At 68.4% G+C, this 16,526-nt stretch carries 5 protein-coding genes and 1 pseudogene; all 6 read left to right on the top strand.

Going from position 1 to position 16,526, the window contains the following annotated elements; translation table 11 throughout:
* Positions 1 to 103: 103 nt before the first annotated feature.
* Positions 104 to 871 (top strand): annotated as a pseudogene (locus IEZ15_RS23605) (MMPL family transporter); the annotation flags it as partial.
* 667 nt (positions 872 to 1,538) lie between these two features.
* Positions 1,539 to 2,480 (top strand): sterol desaturase family protein, encoded by a 942-nt coding sequence (locus IEZ15_RS23600; protein ID WP_189279334.1) that lies wholly within the window; start codon positions 1,539 to 1,541, stop codon positions 2,478 to 2,480.
* 131 nt (positions 2,481 to 2,611) lie between these two features.
* Positions 2,612 to 11,971, top strand: coding sequence for a non-ribosomal peptide synthetase/type I polyketide synthase (locus tag IEZ15_RS23595; RefSeq protein WP_229846082.1), 9,360 nt, complete (start codon positions 2,612 to 2,614; stop codon positions 11,969 to 11,971).
* Complete coding sequence (locus IEZ15_RS23590) at positions 11,961 to 13,643, top strand: phytoene desaturase family protein (protein ID WP_189279246.1); 1,683 nt, start codon at positions 11,961 to 11,963, stop codon at positions 13,641 to 13,643. Before IEZ15_RS23595 ends, IEZ15_RS23590 begins: the two co-directional genes overlap by 11 nt.
* Entirely contained in the window at positions 13,640 to 15,388 is a 1,749-nt protein-coding gene (locus tag IEZ15_RS23585) for a phytoene desaturase family protein (protein WP_373302605.1), read from the top strand. Before IEZ15_RS23590 ends, IEZ15_RS23585 begins: the two co-directional genes overlap by 4 nt.
* The gene (locus IEZ15_RS23580) at positions 15,385 to 16,440 is read left to right on the top strand and encodes an MDR family NADP-dependent oxidoreductase (RefSeq protein ID WP_189279245.1); all 1,056 of its coding nucleotides are present in this window, start codon (positions 15,385 to 15,387) and stop codon (positions 16,438 to 16,440) included. Before IEZ15_RS23585 ends, IEZ15_RS23580 begins: the two co-directional genes overlap by 4 nt.
* Positions 16,441 to 16,526 lie beyond the last annotated feature (86 nt).

The raw sequence follows: 16,526 nt of genomic DNA, 5'->3' as shown, positions 1-16,526 counted from the left end.
GGCTGCCGGCGGATTGGTCCCGCGGACCAGCATTTGAGGCATGAGAGACCTCAATCACCCAGTACATATGGCTTGTTGGGGCGCCAGGCATCCGTGGCGCGCGCCGCTGTTGCTGGCGCTCTCCTCGATCGCCGCCGCCCTGGGCCCGGACATGGCGGCCTCCCACCTCCTCCCGGACCCCGGGGTCGGGACCAACATGATCCTGCTCATCGGTCTGGCAGTGGGTGTCGACTACACGCTCTTCTGCCTCAAGCGCGAGCGCGAGGAACGGGTCCGCGCCGACGGCCGGCTCGGTCCCGAAGCACTGGTGGAGCTCGCGGCGGCAACAGCGGGCCGGGCCATCGTGGTCTCCGGTCTCGCGGTGATCGTCTCCACCGCCACCCTCTGTCTCGCCACCGGCGTCATCTTCTCCTCGCCGGCGACGGGCACCGTCCTGGTCGTGGCGGTCGTCATCGTCAGCTCTCTCACCGTGCTTCCCGCATTGCTGGTGAAGATCGGTCATCGTACGCAACGCCGCGCCGCCAAGAAGGCCATCCGGCGGGCGCGCCGGGGCAAGCCGGTGGCCGCGAAGCCGGTGAAGCCCGAGAACGGGCGGGTGTTCGGCGCCCTGATGCGGCCCGCACAGCGGCATCCCGCGATCACCCTGTGTGTATCCGTACTGGTCATGCTCGGCGTGGCCGCGCCGGCGCTCGGCCTGAAGCTCATCGACCCGGGCAAGGACACGTTCTCGCGCTCCATCCCGGCCATGCAGGTGTACGACCGGCTGACCGCGAAGTACCCCGGACTTCTCGCCAAACACGAGGTCGTCACCCGATCCGCCCCGGACCGGGCCGGACAGGTGAAGCAGGCTCTGGTGGACCTCCGGTTGAGACGCTCTCCGACACGGTCGCCGCCCTGGATCCGGCGTTTATGAGCCACGGCAGACCCGATCCCGTCCCGCGAGCCCGGCCGTCCGATCACGATGCCCGCACAGCGCTGTGGCCCCGCTGCATCGTCAGGACCGGGGCCGAAGCCACGCCGCTGTCCTGGCGGAGGCGAGCGGGATCCCAACCGGCAGGGAAGGCCGTTCCGGCCCGGGCGGCCTTTCCCAGGACTCCCCGGCCCGCGCCGACCAATCGAAGGATCCTCGCCTGGAAAGGGGGAAATTATAAAGTCCCAATAGATTATCAGTATTACTGGTAACCCACTTGGTGAAAGGTCGAATTATTCGCATTCCGCCCGGCTGGTCCGCCTGGTTAATTGAAAATTGGACGGCGTGGCGAATGTTGCCCCGGTGGTCCGGCACATCACGACGAGGCTTGAATCAGACGGTTGAGGGAGCCGGAAAGGGAAATGCAGACAGGGCGGGTTCGCGCGGCGGCCCCGCTCGGGTTCGCCGGGTCAGTAAGGCGGTTCACATCAGTCTCCAGGTACGAATTCTTCGATGCATGACAACTGACGTCCGAAGCGTCGGTCCGGCGCGCCTGCAGCAAGTCGTCAGTTCCTCCCTCGCGGTCTGTGCATTCTTCTGTACTGGTTCCTTCGTAAAGGTGCTGCGGATGGAAAATTGCGAACCACTGCCCGGTGGCGATCCGGAGAATGATTCCGGTCCGGTGCAGCGGGAGAGAGCGCTCGCACTCTCGGCGCGCGTTGTTCTTCGCGCGCTGGCTTATCCGTTCCTGCTGGTGGCCGCAGTTTCGGTGGCCGCGGCGACGCTGTGTCTCGACTGGGATCCGGAGCGCGTGAGCCCGCTCTTCCTGATCGGCACCATCGCCTACCTCACCGTTCTCGAACGTCTGATTCCGTATCAGCGCGCCTGGCACCCGAGCCCCAGCGAATGGCGTTGGTACGGCATCTACTTCCTGCTGACGATGACGGCCAGCGCCCTGGCGCAATATGCGGTCACTGCGGCCGTCTCCGTGGTGACGCCCGACGAACCGGCGATCAATCTCTGGGCCGAAATACCCGCAGCCCTGCTGACCGGTTCACTGGCCAGTTATCTTGTGCACCGACTGGGTCACGCCAACCCGATATTGTGGCGACTGCACGGCGTGCACCATGTGCCGCAGAAAGTCAACGTCGCCAATAACGGCGTCAATCACGTTCTCGATATCGTCCTTGCGCAGGGGGCAGTGCAACTGGCTCTGGCGTTGGTCGGGTTCTCCCACGGCTCCGTCTTCGTCGTGGGTCTTTTCGTGGCTGCCCAGGGCTATTTCGTCCATGCCAACATCGACGTGCGCATCGGCCGGCTCAATCATGTGCTCGCCAGCCCCGAACAACACCGCCTGCACCACAGCACCAACCTGTCCGAGGCGGGCCACTACGGCTCGGATCTGTCGATCTGGGACCACCTCTTCGACAGCTACACCTGGCGGCCCGGCCGTGAGCCGATCGCGGTCGGAATCGGCGATCCCGCGTCGTTCCCCCCTACCGGCGAGATCGCCACAACCCTTCTCCACCCCTGGCGCCATGCGAAGAGGGCCGGGCCCGGTTCCGCCTGACCGCCTCTCTTCTTCGGGAAACCGCACCGCCCTCCCGCATCCATGCCGTGCCGCTGCGCCACGACCTGAGGAGTACGACCTTGCCCGACGTGAACAGTGCCTCTGTGAGCGACAAAGTAGCGATCATCGGCATGGGCTGCCGACTGCCCGGCGGTGCATCGGACCACCGCACGTACTGGCAGAACCTCATGGACGGCAAAAACTGCATCACACCGACACCGGCGGACCGCTACGACGTCACGACGCTGGGCAGCAGATACAAGGAGAAACCCGGACGTCTGATCGGTGGCCGAGGCGGATACATCGACGGTTTCGACGAGTTCGACCCCGGCTTCTTCGGTATCAGCCCGCGTGAGGCCGACCAAATGGACCCGCAGCAGCGCAAGCTGCTGGAGGTGGCCTGGGAGGCGCTGGAGGACGGCGGTCAGCGGCCCTCGGAGCTTGCCGGAAGCAATGCCGCCGTGTTCGTCGGCGCGTTCACGCTGGACTACAAGATCCTCCAGTTCTCCGACCTGAGCTTTGCCTCACTGGCCGCGCACACCGCCACCGGCACCATGATGACGATGGTCTCGAACCGCCTCTCGTACTGCTTCGACTTCCGGGGTCCCAGCCTGTCGATCGACACGGCGTGCAGCTCCTCCCTGGTGGCGGTGCACCTCGCCTGCCAGAGCCTGAACAACCGGGAGACCGATCTCGCGTTGGCCGGTGGCGTCCTGCTGCATGCGGCACCGCAGTACACCATCGCCGAGACGAAGGGCGGCTTCCTGTCACCCGACGGCCGTTCGCGTACGTTCGACGCCACGGCCAACGGTTATGTACGGGCCGAGGGCGTCGGAATGGTCGCTCTCAAACGGCTGGACGACGCCTTGCGCGATGGCGATCCGATCCATGCGGTGATCCTCGGCACGGGGGTCAACCAGGACGGCCGCACGAATGGCATCACCGTGCCCAGCGCGGACGCCCAGGTCGCCCTCATCCAACGCGTCTGCGCCGGAGCCGGCATCACCCCCGGCGCCCTGCAGTACGTGGAAGCACACGGCACCTCGACACCTGTCGGCGACCCGATCGAGGCGAACGCACTGAGCCGGGCACTCGCCGTGGGCCGCAGGCCCGGTGCCAGGTGCTACGTCGGGTCCGTCAAGACGAACATCGGGCACACCGAAGCGGCAGCGGGCATCGCCGGACTGATCAAAACCGTTCTCTGCCTCAAGCACCGCCGTATCCCGCCCCACATCAACCTGGACCGGATCAACGCCGCCATCGACCGGGAGTCCTCCCCGTACCGGATCCCGACCGAGCCGACCGCCTGGCCGGAGCACGAGGGCCCCGCACGGGCCGGGGTGAACGCGTTCGGCTTCGGCGGCACGAACGCGCATGTCGTGCTGGAGCAGGCACCCGAGCGCGAAGCACAGCCGACCGCGCCCGGCGAACGGGCCTGGAATCTCCTTCCGCTGACCGCCCGGACCCCGGACGCCCTGCCGGAGCTGGCGGCGGGCATCCGCCGCGAGCTGGCAGGGGTCCAGGGGTCCGAGGTGTCGCTGCCCGACCTCGGATACACGCTCGCACGCCGCCGCCAGCACCTTGAGTCGCGGCTCTGCGTCGTGTATTCCTCACGGGCCGATCTGGACGAGGGGCTCGCCGCCTTCCTGCGGGATGAACCTCACCCCCGGGTGGTCCACGGCAGACAGCTCGATGTCGAACAGCGCGGCCTGGTCTGGGTCTTCACCGGAATGGGACCGCAGTGGTGGGGCATGGGCCGCCAACTGTTCGAGGGCGATGAGGCGTTCCGGGACGCGGTCACCCGCTGCGACCTGGCCGTCCGCAAGCTGGCGGGCTGGTCCCTGATCGAGGCGATGACGGCCGACGAAGCCGGATCGCGCATGGGCGAGACATGGCTTGCGCAGCCGGCCAACTTCGCCGTCCAGCTGGGACTCGCGGCCATGTGGCGTCAGTACGGTGTGCGGCCCGACGCCGTGGTCGGTCACAGCACCGGCGAGATCGCCGCCTTCTACGAGGCGGGGGTCTACACGCTGGAGGACGCGGTCAGGATCGTGGTGCACCGCAGCCGGCTCCAGCAGAGACTGACCGGTACCGGCACGATGCTCGCTGTGAGTCTGCCCGAGGAGGAGGCGCAGCTCCGGGTGGGCGCGTACGGGGACCGGGTGTCCGTGGCCGCGGTCAACAGCCCCTCGGCCGTCACGCTGGCCGGGGACCGGGACGCACTGGCCGAACTGGCGGACGGGCTTCGCTCCGAGCAGATCTTCGCCAAGTTCCTGACAGTGCAGGTCCCGTACCACAGCGCGGGCATGGAGGCGATCAAGGACGAACTGCTGGCCTCACTGGACGGGCTGGCTCCCCGGGCAGCGACGGTTCCGCTGTATCTGACGGGTCAGGAGGGCACGGCGCACGGCAGTGAGCTGGACGGCGGCTACTGGTGGAGGAACATCCGCCACCGGGTCCGCTTCCGCTCGGCCGTCGACCGGCTCGCCGACGACGGGTACGGGCTGTTCCTGGAGATCGGCCCGCATCCGGTGCTCGGCCACTCCATCCGTGAATGCCTCGACGGCCGGGGGACGGACGTACGTACCCTTCCGTCGATCCGCCGCCAGGAGAACGAACCGGAGCGCTTCGCCGCCTCGCTGGCAGAGCTGCACAACCTCGGCGTCCCCGTCGGGTGGGACACCCTGCACCCGGTGGGCACTCCGGTGGCCCTTCCCCGCTACCCGTGGAAGCGCGACCGCTACTGGACGGAGCCCGGCCCCGTGGCACAGGTCCGCCTCGGCCATGCCGACCACCCTCTGCTGGGCCGCCGCACGACACACACCGAACCGACCTGGCACACGACACTGGACACCGAGCGGCTGCCCTACCTCGACGACCACCGCATCCAGTCCACCGTGGTCTTCCCGGCAGCGGGGTACCTGGAGATGGCCACGCAGGCGGTCCGCTCCCTGACCGGCGGCACTCTTGCCGTACTGACGGACATCGAACTCCGCAAAGCGCTCTTCCTGCCCGAGGGCGAGGACCGGGCCGTGCGTCTGACGCTCTCGTCGCAGAACGCGGCGTTCACGATCGCTTCGGCAGGGGAGGGCGAGGGCGACCGGGCAGTGCACGCGAGCGGTGTCGTGCGCTCCGGGCAACCGCGCCCGGCCGGCCCGCCTGTCGATACGGCCGCCCTCCGGGCACGCACCCTGCGCCGGCTGGACGGCAAGGAGTGCTACACGGCGCTGGCCGCCCTGGGCTACGACTACGGCCCCGCGTTCCGGGCCATCGAAGAGGTGTGGATCGGTTCCGGTGAGGTGCTCGCCCGGCTCTGTCCGCCTGCGGTGATCGGTGACGACGCGGCGCGACACCACATCCATCCCGTGCTGCTCGACGCCTGCTTCCAGTCGTTGCTGACGACACAGCTCCTCGAAGACGGCACGGACCGGCAGACCTCCGGCATCCGCCTGCCCCTGTCGATCGACGAGGTGTGCCTCGCCCCGGTGGGAGACCAGCCGATCTGGGTGCATGCCACGGTGACCCGCAGCGACGGGGACGAGCTCGTCGGGGACATCGCCGTCTACGCGGACAGCGGTGTACATCTGGGCGGTGTCGGTGGTTTCCGCGCAGCCGACGTGGAAAAGGCGTCCACGGCGGTCGGACTCGGCACGATCGATTCCTGGCTCGCCGAGACCGTCTGGATCGACAGGCCCTTCGACGCCGTCGAGGACGAGGCCGACTCCGGCAGTCCCGTTTCCACCAGCAGCGACTGGCTGGTGTTCGCCGATCGGCAAGGCGTCGGCGACGCCCTGGGCGCCCTGCTCGCCGGGCGCGGCGAGCGCTGCCACCTCGTGCGTCCGGGGGACTCGTACCAGAAGGGGGGCGACGGAAGGGAATTCACTGTCGTCCCGGGGTCCACCACGGACCTGGAGCAGCTCTTCGCCGACCTGGGTATGGACGGCGGGGACGGCGAGGACGGCCTGCCGTCCTTCGGCACCATCGTGCATCTGTGGAATCTCGACCTGCCGCACCTTGCTGAGGCCTCGCGGCAGGACCTCGTACGGCACAGCGGCACCGGGGCGTACTCACTGATCGCGCTCGCCCGGACGCTGCTCAGCCACGGCGCCGGCGGCCGGCTGCACATCGTGACCCGCGGCGCGCAGCACGTCGAACCCGGCGAGACCGTCGAACCTCTGGGGGCGCCCGCGTGGGGGGTCGGCCGGGTGCTCAGACACCAGGAGCTGATCACCTACCGCGGCAAGCTGATCGATCTGGATCCCGGCCGGCGAGGAGACGAGGGATGCCTGGCCGAGGCGCGGGCGCTGTTGCGCGAGATCCTGACCGATGACGAGGAGGAGATCGCGCTGCGTGGCGTCGGCCGCCTCACCAGCAGGGTGCGGCGGGCCGAAGGGCTGACCCGCCCCCTTCCGCTGAGTCTGCGCACCGACGCGAACTACCTTGTCACCGGCGCTTTCGGGGCGCTCGGCCGGCTGCTCTGCCGGACACTCGTACGGCGTGGCGCGCGCAGTCTGATCCTGATCGGACGCACCGTGCTGCCGGAGCGCTCCGCTTGGCGCGGTCTCGATCCTGCCACTGCCGAGAGTCGTGCCGCGGCATTCGTCAAGGAGTTGGAGGCGCTCGGGGCGCGGGTGGTCCTGGCACCGCTCGACATCACCGATGAGGCCGCGTTCACGGCCTGGCTCGAAGCTCACCGGCTCACCGACCCGCTGCCGGTCCGCGGGGTGTTCCATCTGGCCGGGCAGGTGCGCGACACACTCGTCGCGGACATGGACCGACAGACCTTCGCCGACGCCCACGATCCCAAGGCCGTCGGTGCGTACTTGCTGCACCGGCATCTTCGGGACGAACCGCTCGACCACTTCGTACTGTTCGCCTCGATCGCTTCGCTCATGACCACGGCGGGCCAGACGAACTATGCCGCCGGGAACGCGTTTCTGGACGCGTTGGCCCAGCACCGTCGGGCCCTCGGCCTGCCGGGGCTCAGCGTCGATTGGGGACCGTGGGCCACCGGCATGATCGAGGAGCTGGGGCTCGTCGATCACTATCTCCACAGCCGTGGGATGAGCTCGCTCGCACCCGATGTCGGCATGGCGGTCCTGGAACGCGTCATCGGCCAGGACCGGGCCCAGCTGCTCGTCGCCACCGTCGTCGACTGGCCGGTTTTCCTGGCCTGGTACCCCTCCCCGCCCCCGCTGGTGGCCGAACTCGCGGCGACGGCCTCGGCCGCGACGGCCGATGGGACGAGCGACGGCATTCTCGACACCTTCCGCAACGCGGACGCGACGGAACGCCTCGCCCTGGTGACCCGGCGGTTCACCGCTGTGGCCGCCTCGGTGCTGCGGACGAACCCCGATCAGATCGATCCGCAGGCCGGCCTCAACGCGCTGGGACTCGACTCGCTCCTGGCGATGGAGCTGCGCGCCCGGCTCGGCTCCGAGCTCGGCGTAGCTCCCCCCGTGGTGGCTCTGCTGAGCGGCACATCGGCCGGCGAACTGATCGCACAGCTCCACGACGCCCTGTCCGAGTCGGTGGCGTCGGCAGCCGGCGGTGACGACACGGCGGCGGTGGAGGTCTTCGAGGACGAGTTCCGCCACCCACTGACGCAGAACCAGAAGGCCCTGTGGTTCCTCAGGCAGCTCAACCCCGAGGGCTATGCGTACAACATCGGAGGCGCGGTCGAGGTCCGTGTCGCTCTCGACCCCGACCTGATGTTCGAGGCCGTCCGCTGCCTGGTCGCACGCCACCCCGCGCTGCGGACCAACTTCCTCACGGTGGACGGACGGCCGCTGCAGCAGGTTTCGACGGACCGGAGCCCGGACATCGCGCTGTTCGACGTGCAGGACCAGCAGTGGGAGGAGATCCACCGTACGATCGTGGCCGAGTACCGCAGGCCGTACGACCTGGAGCGTGACCCGCTCTTCCGCTTCCGACTCTTCAAGCGTGGCCACGACCGCTGGGTGATCATGAAGGCGGTCCATCACATCGTCTCCGACGCGATCTCGACGTTCACCTTCATCGAGGAGCTTCTCGCGGTGTACGAGGGGCTGCGCCAGGGCCGCGCGCCCTCGCTGCCGCCGGTCACCGCACGCTATCTGGACTTCCTCAATGCGCAGAACCGCTTCCTGGCCGGTCCCGCGGCGCAGCGCATGCTCGACTACTGGCGCTCGCATCTGCCGGCCGAGGTGCCGGTCCTGGAGTTGCCCGTCGACAAGCCCCGTCCGGCCGTGCAGACACACAACGGGGCATCGGAGTTCTTCGTACTGGACACGGCGCTCACCGCCCGCGTTCACGCCCTGGCCCGCGAGCACGACGTGACGCCGTTCATGGTGCTGCTCAGCGCCTACTACGTGCTGCTGCAGCGCTATTCCGGTCAGGACCACGTCATCGTGGGCAGCCCGGTCACCGGCCGGACCGAGCAGGAGTTCGCCTCCGTCTACGGCTACTTCGTCAACCCGCTCCCGCTGCACGCGGATCTGTCCGGCGCGCCTTCAGTCGCCCAGCTGCTGCAACAGGTCCGTACGACCGTGCTGGGCGGCCTGGACAACCAGGAGTATCCGTTCGTCCTGCTGGTCGACGAGCTGGGGCTCCAGCACGACCCGAGCCGCTCCGCGGTGTTCCAGGCCATGTTCATCCTGCTGACCCACAAGGTCGCCACCGAGAAGTACGGCTACCGGCTTGATTACATCGAACTCCCCGAAGAGGAAGGACAGTTCGATGTCACCCTGTCCGTCTACGAGGACGAGGCGGAGCATCGGTTCCACTGTGTTCTCAAGTACAACACCGACCTGTTTCTGCCGGAGACCATGCGGCGGATGGCATCGCACTACACCACACTGCTGGACAGCATGACCCGGGCACCGGCCGATCACCCCACCACCCGGCTGGAGATGCTGGGCGCACAGGAGCGTGAGCGGCTGGTCGGTGAGTGGAGCGGCGCCGGGCGCGCTGCCCTGCCCCCTGGAGCAGGGGGGCGCGAGGCGGACGGCGTCCGCCCGGTGCATCAGCTGATCAGCGCGGTCGCCGCCAGGTGCCCGGACGCCATCGCCGTCACGGTCCCGGCGCGTCAAGGGGCGGCCCTTCGGCTGACGTACGCGGAACTGGACCGTCGCTCCGGGGAGCTGGCCCGGCGGCTGCGGGGGCTGGGGGTCGGAGCCGGCTCGGTGGTGGCGCTGTGCCTGGACAAGTCGTCAGACCTCGTCATCGTGCTGCTCGCGGTGCTCAAGGCGGGCGGCGCCTACCTTCCTGTCCCGCCCGACCACCCGGCCGACCGCGTCGGCCACACCGTGCGGACGGCGGCCGCCACCCTGGTCGTCGTCGAGGACGATGCCCGCAGGGACCGGATGGCAGGACTGCCGGCCGAGATACTGACCCTGCGGGAGCTGTACGAGGCGGCGCCCGCGGCCGGCGCCGAGGACCGGGGAGGCCTCGACTCGCCTGCGTACGTCATCCATACTTCCGGTTCGACAGGGCACCCCAAGGCCGTCCAGGTCAGCCGGCGGAACCTGGCCTCGGCGTACGCAGCCTGGCTCCAGGAGTACAGGCTGGACCGTGACGTCCGGGTCCACCTCCAGATGGCGGCCCCGTCGTTCGACGTCTTCACCGGTGACCTGGTGCGCGCGCTGTGCTCGGGCGGCAATCTGGTACTGGTCGACCGTGATCTGCTCTTCGACACCGAACGCCTGTACCGGACCATGCGCGAGGAGCACGTCGACTGTGCGGAGTTCGTCCCCGCTGTCGTGCGCGGTCTCATGGACCACTGCGAACGCGAGGGCCTGCGGCTGGATTTCATGCGTCTGCTGGTCGTCGGGTCCGATGCGTGGAAGGCCGGGGAATACCGAAGGCTGCGCGACCTGTGCGGACCGCACACCCGTCTGATCAACTCCTACGGGGTCACCGAGGCCACCATCGACAGCGCCTGCTTCGAAGGACCCGTCGACGACCTGGAACCCGGCCGCACGGTGCCGATCGGACGCCCCCTGAGCAACAGCACGCTCCATGTGCTCGATCGGCACGGTGAGCCGGTGCCGCCCGGTGTGCCGGGCGAACTGTGGATCGGCGGCGACGGCGTCGCACTCGGCTACGCGGGCGACCCCGCACAGACGGCCCGGCGATTCGTGACCCGGACACTGAGCCGGGCGCCGGGTGCCGAACCCGTACGCCTCTACCGGAGCGGCGACGCGGCGCGCTGGGACGCGCACGGCCGGGTCCATCTGCTCGGGCGGGTGGACGACCAGGTCAAGCTCCGCGGCCATCGGATCGAGATCGGCGAGATCGAGGCACACCTCGCCCACTGGCCCCAGCTGGCCCGGGCGGTCGTCACGGTGCGCCCCGACGCCCGGGGAGAAGATGCGCTCTGCGCCTACTGCGTCCCGGCGGACGGAGCAGTGCTGGACCGGCGCGCGCTACGCCGGCACCTCGCGGGACTGCTGCCCGCACACATGGTTCCTTCGCACTTCATCGCCTTACCGGAACTGCCGCTGACCGCCAACGGAAAGGTCGATGTCACGGGGCTGCCGACACCCCGGTTCGACGCCGACGACGAGCCGGAGGAGATGCTCGGCACACCGTTCGAAGAGAGCATGGCGCGGCACTGGAAGGAGCTGCTCGGGCTGGAGCGGGTCGGCCCCGCGCAAGAGTTCTTCGAGGCCGGAGGCAGCTCCATCAAGCTGATCGAGCTGATCCACCGCCTGCGGCAGGAGTTCGGCGTCGGCATCCCCGTCAGCCTCCTGTACCGGGTCACGACCCTGCACGGGATGGCCGCGACGGTGGAGCGTCTCGCCACCGGCGGCAGCTCGGACGACCTGCCCTGCCTGAGCTTCAACAGCGATCGGGAGCCGACAGTGTTCTGCTTCCCACCGGCGGGCGGCCACGGACTCGTCTACCGGACATTCGCCGCCCAGTTGCCCGAGTACCGGCTGATCGCCTTCAACTACGTCCCGGGCGAGAACAAGGTGGCCCGCTACGCCGACCTCGTCGAGTCCCTGCGGCCCGAGGGAAGATGCCTTCTGCTCGGCTACTCCCTCGGCGGCAACCTCGCATTCGAGGTGACCAAGGAGCTCGAAGGCCGGGGGCGAGAGGTCGCCCATGTGATCGTCCTGGACTCGCACCGCATCCTGGAGCCCTACGTCCCCGGCCCCGAACACTTCGAGTTCTTCGAGGCGGAACTGGCCGAACACCTGCTCAAGCACACAGGGTCGGAGATCGTCGCCCGCGAGACCCTGGACCACGCCGCGGAGTACCTGGCGTTCTGCGGCCGCACACCGAACCTCGGTGTGGTGTCCGCGACCGTCAGCATCGTCACGGACCAGGAGAAGACAGCGCTCTACGCCGCCGGTGAACGCGGCACCTGGCACGGCAGCTCCACCACGGCCACGGCGGTGCTGCGCGGCTCCGGAATCCACGCCGCCATGCTCGACCCCAAGCACGTGGCCCGCAACGCCGAGCTGGTGCGCGGCATCATCGAGGAGGGCGGCGCCGATGGCCGGTGACGCGGGCGACGCGTGGAGCGCCGAGGAGCGGGAGGCGGGCGGCAGCCCCCGAGTCATCGTGATCGGTGCCGGCGTCGCCGGAATGTCCACCGGATGCTACGCGCAGATGAACGGGATGCGGTCCCGTATCTTCGAAAAGCATGTGCTGCCCGGGGGCTGCTGCACGGCCTGGTCGCGCGACGGCTACATCTTCGACTACTGCATCGAGTGGCTGATCGGCACGGCCGACGGCAACGACGCCCACCAGGTGTGGCGCGAACTGGGGGCGCTCGACGGCAAGACCATCACCAACTTCGAGATGTTCAACCGGGTCGTCGACGAGACCGGCCGGTCAGTGGTCTTCTTCAACGATCCGGACCGGCTGGAGCGGCACCTGCTCGATCTCTCGCCCGCCGACGCCCGGCTGATCCGCTCGTTCTGCCGGGACCTGAGGCGATTCATCGGCATCGAGCTGTACCCGTTCCTGACCGCCCCCGCCCTGCGGACCGTGCGGGAGAGAGCGGCGACGCTGCGCACGGTCCTGCCCGCGTTCCGTCTGTTCTGGCGTACGTCGGCGACACCGATGCACCGGTTCGCCGACCGGTTCCAGGATCCGTTGCTGCGGCGGGCGTTCCGCAACATCTTCTTCCAGGACCCGGAGGGCTTCCCGCTGCTCCCGTACCTGTTCAACATGGCCAGCGCCCATCATCACAACGCCGGTTTCCCGCAAGGAGGTTCGCTGGGCCTGGCCCGGTCGATCGAGGAGCGGTACAAGGCGCTGGGCGGTGAGATCAGCTACCGGGCACGGGTCGAACGGATCCTTGTCGAGGACGGGCGTGCCATCGGCATCGAACTGCGCAACGGCAGACGGTACTACGCCGACCATGTCGTCTCGGCCTGTGACGGCCACACCACGATCCACGGTCTCCTGCAGGGCCGGTTCACCGGTCCGCGGATCGACAAGCTGTACAACGACCTGTTGCATCGTCCGGGCACCCTGTTCCCCGCAGTGGTCTCGGCCTTCGTCGGGGTCCGGGGCGACCTCGGCCCCGACCGGGCGCACAGCACCACGTACCTGCTCTCTTCCGAGGATGCCGCCCAGCTGCCCGGCGCACTGCAGAACAGTCTGGTGGTCCAGTTGCGCTCCCGCTACTCGGACGGATTCGCCCCGCCCGGAAGGTCGGTGGTCCACTGCACCTACTTCAGCGACTTCGCCTACTGGAAGGCGCTGCGCGCCGTCGACCGCAAGGAGTACCGGGCGAAGAAGCACCAAGTGGCCGACTTCGTAAGGAACTTCCTGGAACGCCGCCTTCCAGGCACGGCCGAGCGCATCGAGCTGGTCGATGTTGCCTCCCCGGCGACGACCCGGCGCTACACGGGCAACTACGACGGCTCCATTCTGGCCTGGAAGGCGTTCTCCGAGGCCGACGACATCGCGGCCAAGCTGGTAGGCAAGGACCGCATGCGCCTGCCGGGCCTGCGCGGATTCTCCATGGCCGGGCAGTGGGTCGGCATGGGCGGCTTGATCCGTGCCGCGTCGACCGGCCGCTTCGTCGTCCAGTACCTCTGCGACGAGCTGGGATGCGGGTTCACAGCGTCCGAGAGCCAAGGCGGCGAGCCATGGCATCCCGGAAAGCTGGGCCGTCTGCCGCAGCTCGACAGATGGTCCGCGCGCGGGGACACCCGTACATGAAAACCGAGGAGAGCAGGTTCGTGTCGCGTTCCGAACGACAGTCGATGATCATCATCGGCGCAGGGCTCGGCGGTCTGTCCACCGGCTGCTACGCCCGGATGAACGGCTATCGCACCCATGTCCTGGAGATGCATGAACTGCCGGGCGGCTGCTGCACGGCCTGGGACCGCGGCGACTTCACCCTGGATCCCTGTGTCAGCTGGCTCCTCGGCAGCGGCCCCGGCAATGAGATGCACCAGATCTGGCTGGAGCTGGGCGCGTTGCAGGGCAAGGAGGTACGGCATTTCGATGTGTTCAACGTCGTGCGCGGCCGGTGCGGCCGGGCCGTCTACTTCTACTCCGACCCCGACCGGCTACAGGCCCATCTGACGGACATCTCGCCCGCCGACTCCGCTGTGATCCGGGACTTCTGCAAGCAACTGCGCGCCTTCCGCAAATGCCTCGCCGTCTATCCGTTCCTCAAGCCGGTCGGGCTGATGCCGACGCTGGAACGATGGCGGATGCTGGCATCCTTCCTCCCGTACTTCAACGTCGTGCGCAAATCCATCAGCGTACTGATGACCGACTACTCGGCGAGGTTCAAGGACCCCCTGCTGCGTGAGGCGTTCAACTTCATCCTGTACGAGAAGCATCCGGCGTTCCCGGTGCTGCCGTTCCACTTTCAGCTCGCCTCGCACGCGAATCTCTCCGCAGGCGTCCCCGAGGGCGGATCGCTCGGACTGGCCGAGTCCATCGAGCGCCGCTACCGCAGGCTCGGCGGTCAGGTGACCTACAACGCCAAGGTCGAAAAGGTGCTGGTCGAGGACGACCGTGCAGTGGGGGTACGGCTGAGCGACGGAAGCGAACTGCACGCCGACATCGTCGTCTCGGCCTGCGACGGCCGCACCACGATGATGGATCTGCTCGGCGGCCGCTACCTCAACGAGGCGTACCACCGCCTCTACACCCGGACCATCCGTGAACCCGGCATGGTGTTCCCCGGATACTTCACACTCTTCCTCGGCCTCCGCCGCGACTTCCCCGACGCCGACCCCTGCACGACCTATCTGCTCGACGAAGCGGAAGCGGCAGGCCTGACCGGCATACGTCACCCGAGCATCAACGTCCAGTTCCGCAGCAGGCACTACCCGGAACTCTCCCCCCCTGGGACGAGCATCGCGTACGTCACCTACTTCTGCGACATCGCCCCCTGGCGGGCTCTGGACGAAGGACCGGAGCAGGCGACGCGGACCCGCGGCGGCCAGGAACTCCACACGCTGCCGGTACGTCATGGTCGCGGGTACTACGCGGCCAAGCGGCGGGCCCGCGACGTACTCGTCGCATTCCTGGAGCGGCGCCACCCCGGCATCGCGGACGCGATCGCAGTGCGCGATGTGTCGAGCCCGCTCACACAGGTCCGCTACACGGGCAACTACGACGGCACAGTGCTCGGCTGGCAGCCGTTCGTGGAAAGCGGGGAGACGTTGGAGACGCTCATCAAGAAGCACGGCCCCGGCCTGCCGGGACTGCGGAACTTCTACCAGTCCGGCGTATGGGCGACGACGGGCGGCCTGATCCGCGCGGCGGCGGCGGGCCGGCACGTCATGCAGTTCATCTGCCGGGACGACGGCCGGACCTTCACCGCATCCGTCGACGAGAGCGGGCCGCCCCCCACCCATCTGGTCGTTCCGGTGGGGCCCCGACCGGACGCGCAGTCCGTCATGGGGGACCGCTCGTCTCCTGTGGAGAGAAAGGAAATGGGATGAGGGCCAGGAAATGGGTGGTACGTGAGCACATCGAAGGCATCCCCGACGTCGAGAGGGTCTATGGGTTGGTCGAGGAGGATCTCGACGTCGACCTCGCCCCGGACGAGATGCTGCTGAGGACGCTTTACGTATCGGTGGACCCCTACCTCCAGGGCATCGCGCTGGACACCCCTCTCGGTGCGCACATGGGCGCCGACTCGATCATGGAGGTGCTGGAAGCGGGTCCCCTGGCGGCCCACCGGCCCGGTGATCTGGTGCAGGGGTTCGGCGGCTGGCGCACCCATCTCATCAGCAACGGTGCGGCCACCCCCTGGCAGACCGGGACGTTTCCGATGGTCTTTCCCGCCTTCCGCCGCCTGGACCCCTGCTGGTACGACGACGCGCTTCCGCTCCCCACCGCGCTGAGTGTCATGGGCGGCCCCGGCATGACGGCCTGGGGAACTCTGACCAAGTTCATGTCGGTCCGCTCGGGCGACACCGTCGTGATCAGCGGTGCCTCCGGCTCCGTCGGTTCGCTGGTCGGCCAGCTGGCCAAGCTCGCGGGCGCCCGCGTGGTGGGCACCACCTCGACGGCGGAGAAGGCGGAGTACCTCGACGAGCTGGGATTCGACGCGGTCGTCGTCTACCGCCACGGGGACAGCTGCGAAGCGGTGCGGTCCGCTCTCACCTGGGCCGCACCGGACGGAGTCGACAAGTACTTCGACAATCTCGGTGGCACGGTGACGGATGCCGTGTTCTCCATGCTCAACGTCGGCAGTCAGGTGGCCGTGTGCTGGCAGTGGGCCACCCAGGTCGGCCGGGAGGTCACCGGGCCACGACTGCTGCCGTACATCATGTTCCCCCGCACATCCGTGCGCGGCATCTTCTCGCTGGAATGGTTCACCGAGCAGAACTGGCGCGCGCTCCACGATGAACTCGGCGGCAGGATCCGGAGGGGCGAGGTCCGCTGCGGGCACACCCTCCACCACGGCTTCGAGACCATCCCGGACGCCTATCGGAGCCTTTACCAGGACACGGGAGCGAGCCGGGGCAAGGTGCTGGTCGAGCTCTGACTGCCGCTTCCCCCGAACCCCTTCCTTTCGCCGGCCCGCCCAGCCGCAGCCCCTCCCGTACCCGTGCAAGCCAGGAGGTCCCGTGC

The sequence above is a fragment of the Streptomyces atratus genome, assembly GCF_014648655.1.
GTDB classification, from domain to species: domain Bacteria; phylum Actinomycetota; class Actinomycetes; order Streptomycetales; family Streptomycetaceae; genus Streptomyces; species Streptomyces atratus.
This window is presented reverse-complemented; position numbering and strand designations above follow the sequence as displayed.

Bases quoted from the DNA above. Each gene is read 5' to 3' on its own strand.
- IEZ15_RS23590 (WP_189279246.1), top strand. From the start codon at position 11,961: ATGGCCGGTGACGCGGGCGACGCGTGGAGCGCCGAGGAGCGGGAGGCG.
- IEZ15_RS23585 (WP_373302605.1), top strand. From the start codon at position 13,640: ATGAAAACCGAGGAGAGCAGGTTCGTGTCGCGTTCCGAACGACAGTCG.
- IEZ15_RS23580 (WP_189279245.1), top strand. From the start codon at position 15,385: ATGAGGGCCAGGAAATGGGTGGTACGTGAGCACATCGAAGGCATCCCC.
- IEZ15_RS23600 (WP_189279334.1), top strand. From the start codon at position 1,539: ATGGAAAATTGCGAACCACTGCCCGGTGGCGATCCGGAGAATGATTCC.
- IEZ15_RS23595 (WP_229846082.1), top strand. From the start codon at position 2,612: ATGGGCTGCCGACTGCCCGGCGGTGCATCGGACCACCGCACGTACTGG.